The 7,908-nt window shown below is 38.3% G+C and carries 5 protein-coding genes and 3 pseudogenes; 1 reads left to right on the forward strand and 7 read right to left on the reverse strand.

Going from position 1 to position 7,908, the window contains the following annotated elements; all coding sequences use genetic code 11:
* Positions 1-253: 253 nt before the first annotated feature.
* Together B7692_RS06335 and B7692_RS06340 are read right to left on the reverse strand one after the other, a co-directional pair.
* On the reverse strand, positions 254-910 hold the full coding sequence (locus B7692_RS06335; RefSeq protein ID WP_000268660.1) for a CBS domain-containing protein: 657 nt from the start codon (positions 908-910) through the stop codon (positions 254-256).
* A gap of 310 nt (positions 911-1,220) precedes the next feature.
* A pseudogene (locus B7692_RS06340) lies at positions 1,221-1,679 on the reverse strand (ABC transporter ATP-binding protein); the annotation flags it as partial.
* Here B7692_RS06340 and B7692_RS06345 point away from each other — a divergent pair.
* Positions 1,671-1,850: pseudogene (locus tag B7692_RS06345) on the forward strand (IS3 family transposase); the annotation flags it as partial. The pseudogenes B7692_RS06340 and B7692_RS06345 overlap by 9 nt on opposite strands.
* A gap of 47 nt (positions 1,851-1,897) precedes the next feature.
* Here B7692_RS06345 and B7692_RS06350 read toward each other — a convergent pair.
* From B7692_RS06350 to B7692_RS10890, 5 genes and pseudogenes are all read right to left on the reverse strand, one after another.
* Positions 1,898-3,325: a cytosine permease gene (locus B7692_RS06350; protein ID WP_084930239.1), complete on the reverse strand. Its 1,428-nt coding sequence runs from the start codon at positions 3,323-3,325 to the stop codon at positions 1,898-1,900.
* 482 nt (positions 3,326-3,807) lie between these two features.
* A complete protein-coding gene (locus tag B7692_RS06355) occupies positions 3,808-5,235 on the reverse strand; it encodes a cytosine permease (protein ID WP_084930240.1) in 1,428 nt (475 codons plus the stop codon).
* 1 nt (position 5,236) lies between these two features.
* The gene (locus B7692_RS06360) at positions 5,237-5,422 is read right to left on the reverse strand and encodes a hypothetical protein (RefSeq protein ID WP_060805305.1); all 186 of its coding nucleotides are present in this window, start codon (positions 5,420-5,422) and stop codon (positions 5,237-5,239) included.
* A 1-nt stretch (position 5,423) separates the two neighbouring features.
* Positions 5,424-7,202, reverse strand: a complete 1,779-nt coding sequence (locus B7692_RS06365) for a phosphotransferase (RefSeq protein ID WP_084930241.1) — start codon at positions 7,200-7,202, stop codon at positions 5,424-5,426.
* Positions 7,203-7,416: 214 nt separating this feature from the next.
* Positions 7,417-7,908, reverse strand: a pseudogene (locus tag B7692_RS10890) (transposase); the annotation flags it as partial.

Below are 7,908 nucleotides of genomic sequence, written 5' to 3' on the forward strand. Positions count from 1 at the left end.
ACACTAACTTCCACCATAGCGGAACTTAATCTGAAACGCTTTCAGATGAGGAGATTTTGTGCGCTCTTTTTTTCGATTCATTTCGGTTACAAAAGCGATGAAATCAAGCATTAGTAAAACCAGTAGAACTTACCCTGACACGGATTTCCACTGGTTTTTACAATTTTTTTAAGACTAACTTCCACTTCTACTAGCGGTGGAACTTAGTTTGGGAATTTAGCTCATGAAAAAAGAAGCCTTTCGGCTTCCCTTCTTACAAGACTTTTGCTGAAGTACGAGTAATTTCTTCTACTTGAATATTCTCTGATTCAAATTTTTCTTTCAAGGCTGGTAAATCAATTGAGCCATCGATTTGAACTTCGATAATGACCTTACCATCCTTACGCGGAATATTGACTGTATGCGAGATATTCAAATTTTCTTCTGCAATCAAAGAAACAATCTTTCCGAGGACACCGACTTCATCTTCCGTAACAAAGCGCACACGAATTCCTTCTTCACCATAACCAGCAATTTCAAGAAAGGCTTGGAAAACGTCACGGTCCGTAATAACTCCGTATACTTGATGATTATCTACGACAGGAAGAATACCAATCTTATTTTTCAACATCAGATAAGTTGCATCCTCTAGACTCGCATAGCCTGAAACAGTGACAACATCGCGAATCATGACATCTTTTACTTTTGTCTTATTTAGAAGATAATTCATCTCATAGATAGAAAGACTTGTTGCCTTGGATGGACTAGCTTGGGCAATGGTTCCCTCAGTCACCAAACCAACCAATTGATCATTTTCGATAACAGGCAAGCGGTGCAACCCTTGCTCTCTCATCAAATCTGCTGCATGAGATACTGTTGTATCTGGACTAATATAAACTACCTTGCGGGTCATAAAATCTTTAACTGCCATGAGACTTCTCCTTTTCTATTCTTATCCCTATTATACAATCTTTTTGCAAATCTATCAAACGCTTACATTTCTTTTTCAAAATTCAGAAAAGTATGAATAAGTTAGCAAAAAGAGCTCTAAAATCGAGCTCCCTGAATGAAGGGTAGACACACTTCATTCTGTTCCGTTTCAATGATTAGAAGCTAACCTTCCAGTGCAGATGAGAATTGCTTTGCAATCTCTATATGCCGACTAAAAAGGTCCCCCGGACTATTAATGATGATTACTTCGTAATCTTCATTTGCAACCTAAACTAGTCTCCCAGACTAGTTTAGCCACCCAGATATGCTTTTCTGACTTCTTCTGATGAAGCAAGTTCTTTTCCTGTTCCTGATAGGACGATTTTTCCTGTTTCCAGTACATAGCCTCGGTCAGAGATAGCGAGTGCTTTATTAGCATTTTGTTCAATCAAGAGGACGGTTGTTCCTTGCTTCTGGATATCTTGAATGATATCAAAAATCTCTTGGATAAAGATTGGGGCAAGTCCCATTGATGGTTCATCTAAAAGAAGAAGTTTTGGTGTTGACATAAGAGCGCGTCCCATGGCAAGCATTTGTTGTTCTCCTCCTGAAAGAGTGGCTGCGTCCTGGTTCTTGCGTTCTTCAAGACGTGGGAAGCGTGAAAAGACCTTCTTCAAGTTAGCTTGATTTTCTTCACGATTTTTCTTTAAGAAAGCTCCCATTTCAAGATTTTCTATAACAGTCAAGCCAGGAAAGACGTGGCGTCCTTCTTCGGCATTTTGAAATCGGAAATATTTTATGGCTATGAGAAGACGTTTACGTCTCTTAAGCAATTAGAACAAGCTATTGTAGACTACATTGATTACTACAATAATAAACGAATTAAGGTAAAACTAAAAGGACTTAGTCCTGTGCAATACAGAACTAAATCCTTTCAATAATTATTTTTCCAACTTTTTGGGGTAGTACACAACGTTCTCTCTTAAACTTAAATCGTAACGGAATCTTTATCCTTGAGCATATAGCGTTTTAAACGAGTTAAGCTAACTAACCAGTACAATAGACCTCCAAAAATTGCAGTAAAGCCACTACCAGTTGTGAGCAGGAACATAGGACTCTGGATATGCTTTGTTATGGGATTGTAAACAAATAATACCGTGACTAACAAGGAAATGATTACACAAGATAATCCTACTATATTGAAGCCATTTGTAAACTCATAAGCATCATGTCCTTCAAGGAAATAGGCTGAACGCAAATCGAGTTTTCGTTTTCTTAAGATAAAGTAGTCAACAACGATCATTCCGATGATGGGACCTTGAATATAGGCAGCCAGCGAGATGAAGGAACCGAAGTATTCATCCACTCCTCCCCAGATGGTGAGTAGGCTCACATAAATCATGGCAATCCAAACCATTAGTTTATAGCTTACTTTGGGCACCCCACTTTTTACAATCATACAGTTCACGTACGATCCTGTACCCTGGGTTCCAATATTAGCAAAAGCTACTAGTAGTAAACTTAAAAGCGCAAAGGCAGGAGTACTCAACGTTGAAAGCATCGTTGTTGGATCACTTTCATAAACACCTGTTTTGACAAACATGGCTAAAGCCATAACTCCACCTGTCGCAGCAAAGAATGGCGCAACAACCCCGTATGATAAGGCTGTAGCCCAATAGCCACTACGTTCTGATTTTGCCAAACGTGGTAAGACAAAGGCTTGTGTAGACCAAGAAAAGGCTACGGCCACATTTCCTTCCCCTGACATCATAAAACGTTCAATCGGTGTCAAATTTTCTTGAATGGCAGGTTGGACATTCATAATATCACTAATTGGAACCGCAACAAAACAAATTCCAACGATGATTAGCCCAACAAATAACAAGGCTACCACTAGAAAGCGATTAGTACCTTTAATCACCTCTGGACCCCCAAGAGCAATCAGCGTTCCAAGGAGAACACAGAGAGTGCCTAGAATCGGTGCCCATACTCCCTTATCTAAACCAAGTCCAAAATTATTTCCCAAATGAATCATGGAGCTGGCAAAAAGATTGGCGGTAACGGCGTACCAACCAAAATTTGCCAAACTAATCACAGTTGATAGAACAGCTACCCCTTTTCTACCTAGAACAGCTCTCAACCAAATCCATAAATCAATTCCATATTTAACTGCAAACAAAATTGGGAGACATTCGATAAAAACCCAGATAATGTTGAAACTAAAAATATTAATCAACATTTGATTAAAGGTCAAATATTGAGCCACATAGGCTCCTTGGGTATAACACCAAGTTGCAATGGCAAAACCACTTGTCGATAAGAAGAGATCCCAGAAAGAATACTGACGTTCCTTTTTGGTCATGGGAACAATTCCCGTTATGGTCTCCTGTTGAATAAAGTCATTCATCTTGGACATTTTATTGAATACCTCCTGTTATGGCTAGGATAATCAGAATATGATTGACTAGAATCATATCAATTACTTATGTAAAATAAACTTTTATGAAAGGGGAGATAAATATACATAGATTAAGGTTTTCATTTTTTAGTTTCACCTACAACTAATTGCTCAAGTTCAATACCAATTCTCATTTTGTTAGTCCTCCGACTAAAAATTAATTTTAGTTGACCATATTGCCCACTATAGTGATACCAAATATAGAAAAACTTCCCTACCCTAATAGATTTACAGACGCTCTCCTGAAATAATCCTCACAAAAGAGTAATAGTATGACGTTCCAAACACCTGAGCTAGATAGCTGTATTTCGTTTTCATGTTTGGAATTTCTTCTACAGAAATTTCAAGTACCTGCTCAGCCTATTCTACCGTATCAATAAAGATTTTCTAAAGCCTCCAGCAGGGGGCATACTCAAGTATTTCTAATCAATCCTCTATCCTTAAATCGTAACGGAATCTCTATCCTTGATCATATAGCGTTTTAAAGGAGTTAAGCTAGCTAGCCAGTACAATAAACCACCAAAGATCGCAGTAAAGCCACTACCAGTTGTGATTAAAAAGATTGAACTTTGAATTTGTGCAGTTACAGGGTTATAAACAAATAGTACCGCAACTAGCAAGGAAATGATTACACAAGATAATCCTACAAGATTAAAGCCATTTGTAAACTCATAAGCTTTATGTCCCTCAAGGAAATAGGCTGAACGCAAATCGAGTTTTCGTTTTCTCAAGATAAAGTAGTCAACAACGATCATTCCGATAATGGGACCTTGAATATAAGCGGCTAGTGAGATGAAGGAACCGAAGTACTCTTCCACTCCTCCCCAAATTGTAAGTAGGCTCACGTATACCATGGCAATCCAAACCATTAGTTTATAGCTTACTTTGGGCATCCCACTTTTTACAATCATACAGTTCACGTATGATCCTGTCCCTTGGGTTCCAATATTGGCAAAGGCTACTAGTAGTAAACTTAAAAGCGCAAAGGCTGGGGTGCTTAGAGTTGATAGCATGGTTGTTGGATCACTTTCATAAACACCTGTTTTGACAAACATGGCTAGAGCCATAACTCCACCTGTCGCAACGAAGAATGGAGCCACAACTCCGTATGATAAGGCTGTAGCCCAATAACCACTGCGTTCTGATTTTGCTAAACGTGGTAAAACCAATGCCTGTGTAGACCAAGAGAAAGCAAAGGCAACATTTCCTTCCCCAGAGAGCATAAAACGTTCTAATGGCGTCAAATCTCCTTGGGTGGCTGGTTGAATATTCATAATATCAGTTATGGGAACGGCGACAAAGCAGATTCCAACGATAATCAGACCGACAATCAATAAGGCAATAACTAAGAAACGATTGGTCCATTTAATCACTTCTGGACCTCCAAGAGCTATGAGAGTACCGAGAAGAACACAGAGGGTACCGAGAATAGGTGCCCATACTCCCTTTTCTAAACCAAGACCAAAATTGTTTGCCAAATGGATCATAGAACTGGCAAAAAGATTAGCTGCAACAGCATACCATCCAAAGTTAGCCAAACTAATAATGGTTGATAACAGGGCTACACCTCTTTTTCCTAGAACAGCTCTCAACCAAATCCATAAATCAATTCCATATTTAACGGCAAACAAAATAGGAAGACATTCAATAAAGACCCAGATAATGTTAAAGCTGAAAATATTAATCAACATTTGATTAAAGGTCAAATATTGAGCTACATAAGCCCCTTGGGTATAACACCAAGTTGCGATGGCAAAACCACTTGTTGACAGGAAGAGATCCCAGAAAGAATACTGACGATCCTTGTTGGTCATGGGAACAATTCCCGTTATCGTCTCCTGTTGAATAAAGTCATTCATCTTGGACATTTTATTGAATACCTCCTGTCATGGCTAGGATAATCAGAATAAGGTTAATTAGAACTAAGACGATGACTATAGTAAAATCACTTTTTAGAAATGGCTGGGCAAACACATAGTTTGGTGATTCCATTTCTTCTAGCCTTCTTTTCGTTTCATTTGCTATTAATTCTTCAATTTCTGATGTCGGTTTCATCTCAATTCTCCTCTAAGTATAAATCTAATGCAAGTTTTCCATACTGTTTGGTATAACGATACCAAATGTAGAGAAATTCACCTACTGGTTTTCCAACGCTTTCTTGGAACAGGGCCCACAAAAACCAATAATATGAAGTCACTGATACATAGGCAAAATAGTGACGTTTGGTGTTCTTATCTGGAACTTCTTGTAGATAGATTTCAAGTACCTTTTCAGCTTCTTCCACTGTATAATTTGAACACCCGATAAAGGTTCCTAAATCTCCTGCTGGATCTCCCATACCAGAATATTCCCAATCAATCAGGCTCATTTCGCCAGCTTCATTCAACAAGAAATTCGGGCTATAAGAATCTCCGTGGCAGAGAACCTTTTTCGCTTGATCTTCTTGTAAAAGCTTCTCGAGAACTGAGACATTCTTATCCAACTCTTCAAGCCCATCAAATTCAAAACGATTGCTAGCCTTTAATTTTTGTCTAAAATCATCAATACCCTCAAATTGATCAAAGGAATGATCCGTTTTTTCTCCAGATTGGTGCAAGCGTCTCAAGAGCTCCATTGCTTTTGCTACATCATCCCAATTATCATAATCTAGTTGCTTGGCATTGGGAATAAATTCTGAAATTTTCCATCCCTCATCCTTGTTCATAGCGACAAAAGTACGATCAATCTTTAATTTTGCAGCAATTTCCATGGAAGCCGCTTCGCTAGTTCGATCAATGTAATTCTCCGTTCCCCTACCAGGATGACGATAGACATATCTCTTCCCTAGGCAGTCAAATGAAAACGAAGTATTGGTTAGACCATCTTTTAGAGGTTTGATATTGACAATATCTGAAGCCACACATCCCAATGTCTTACAGATATTATCAATGATTTCCGAATTCGTATTCACCAAATAGTGTTCATCAAACTGACGCAACTCATCTAGTGAATCAAACTCCTTAACAATATCTGCTGAATAATGCCGAGCTTCCAAAGGAAGCTCCTTGACGTGACGGCTATAATAATCTTCCCAGAGCTGTTCGCGATATAGTTCGTGCTTAAATTCAGTTTCTAAAATGTCTACGAATTTTTCACTAAATGCGCGATCAAAATAAACGTGCCCCACCATAGCCCAAGTATTCGTTCCACCGATTTGAACATCAATAATCGTGTGATTGGAGTCTTCCTTAGCGCAGTATTCGTCTGTGTCCCCTTCTGCAAATATAGTAGAATAATACCCTCTGTAAATATATCGTTCAAACGGATTTTCCACAAAATAATTATCCGACGAGCAAATGTAAGTGTTAGAAAGCTGGTCTCTGACTAGCATGAGAGAAGAACAGTTATTGTACTTGTAGTAATCATTATTTACAACGATTTTAACACCAAATTTTTCTGCTAGATAGAACATTTTTTCCTGCAGATAGCCTACAATAATAGTAATATCCTCTATCCCAGCTTCTTTCAACTGCTTGATTTCTCTCTCAATCAAACGCTCACCTTTGACTTGAAGCAATCCTTTTGGTAACTCATAAGACAAAGGTGCAAAACGGCTACTCATACCCGCTGCCATGATAATGGCATTCTTCACTTGATACGGAGCTAAAGCCTCCTCTCCTATGTCAGTTAAGTTATTTCCCTCGCTGATCCACTTCTTTACTTTACATTCCTTGAGAAGATTATTCACTGTCCCCACAGCGATGTCTAGCTGTTCAGCCAATTGTCTCTGTGTAAAGTTTTCATCTTTGTGAAGCAACAAAAAACGTAAAAGATTAAATTGTTTTTCTGATAACATATCCTCAGCCTCTTTCGTTCAATATTTTGTTTATTTAATTATATGATGAACAAACGCTTTTGTCAAGTTAGATTCTATATTAAAAAAACAGATGATCAAATCAATTCCATCAAAATAGTAACAAAACGAAAAAAGCTCCAAAAAAAGAACCTGAGACAAAATAGTTCTCAGCCACAAAAAAGCTAGAGATTTCCAATAGCGGAACTCTAGCTTTTTAATTTTGAGTCGTTCTCTTATTGTATTTGAGGAGGTTATTGGCCATAAGTATCAATCCCATGTCAATTCTCACTTGATGCTTCCCTCTCAGATTACATCTCTTGTAACCCAAACAAGCCTTTATCTGCCCAAAGACAGGTTCCACATCAATCTTGCGTTGAGCGAAAATCTGTCTACCTTGTCATCATAGTGCCAATTCGCTAAGTTTCTATTCGACTGTTTATACCCTCTCTTCTGTTCCTTATCAAACATGGCATATTTAATCAGATGGTTTACCTGCTTTTCATCTAAACGAAGGAGGTTCTCTTCACTTCCATATCCAGTATCTGCGACAACTGTCTGTACGTCATGTGGATAGGTTTCAAGGAATGGCAGAAGAGTCTTAGTGTCTGTCGGATTTGAGAAGATATCATAGTGAAGAACAAATTGGTTTTCAGTAGCGATTTGAAGATTATAAGCAGCCTTGAGTTGACCATTTTTCATATGGTCT

The sequence above is a fragment of the Streptococcus mitis genome, assembly GCF_002096925.1.
In the GTDB taxonomy this organism is placed as follows: domain Bacteria; phylum Bacillota; class Bacilli; order Lactobacillales; family Streptococcaceae; genus Streptococcus; species Streptococcus mitis_AF.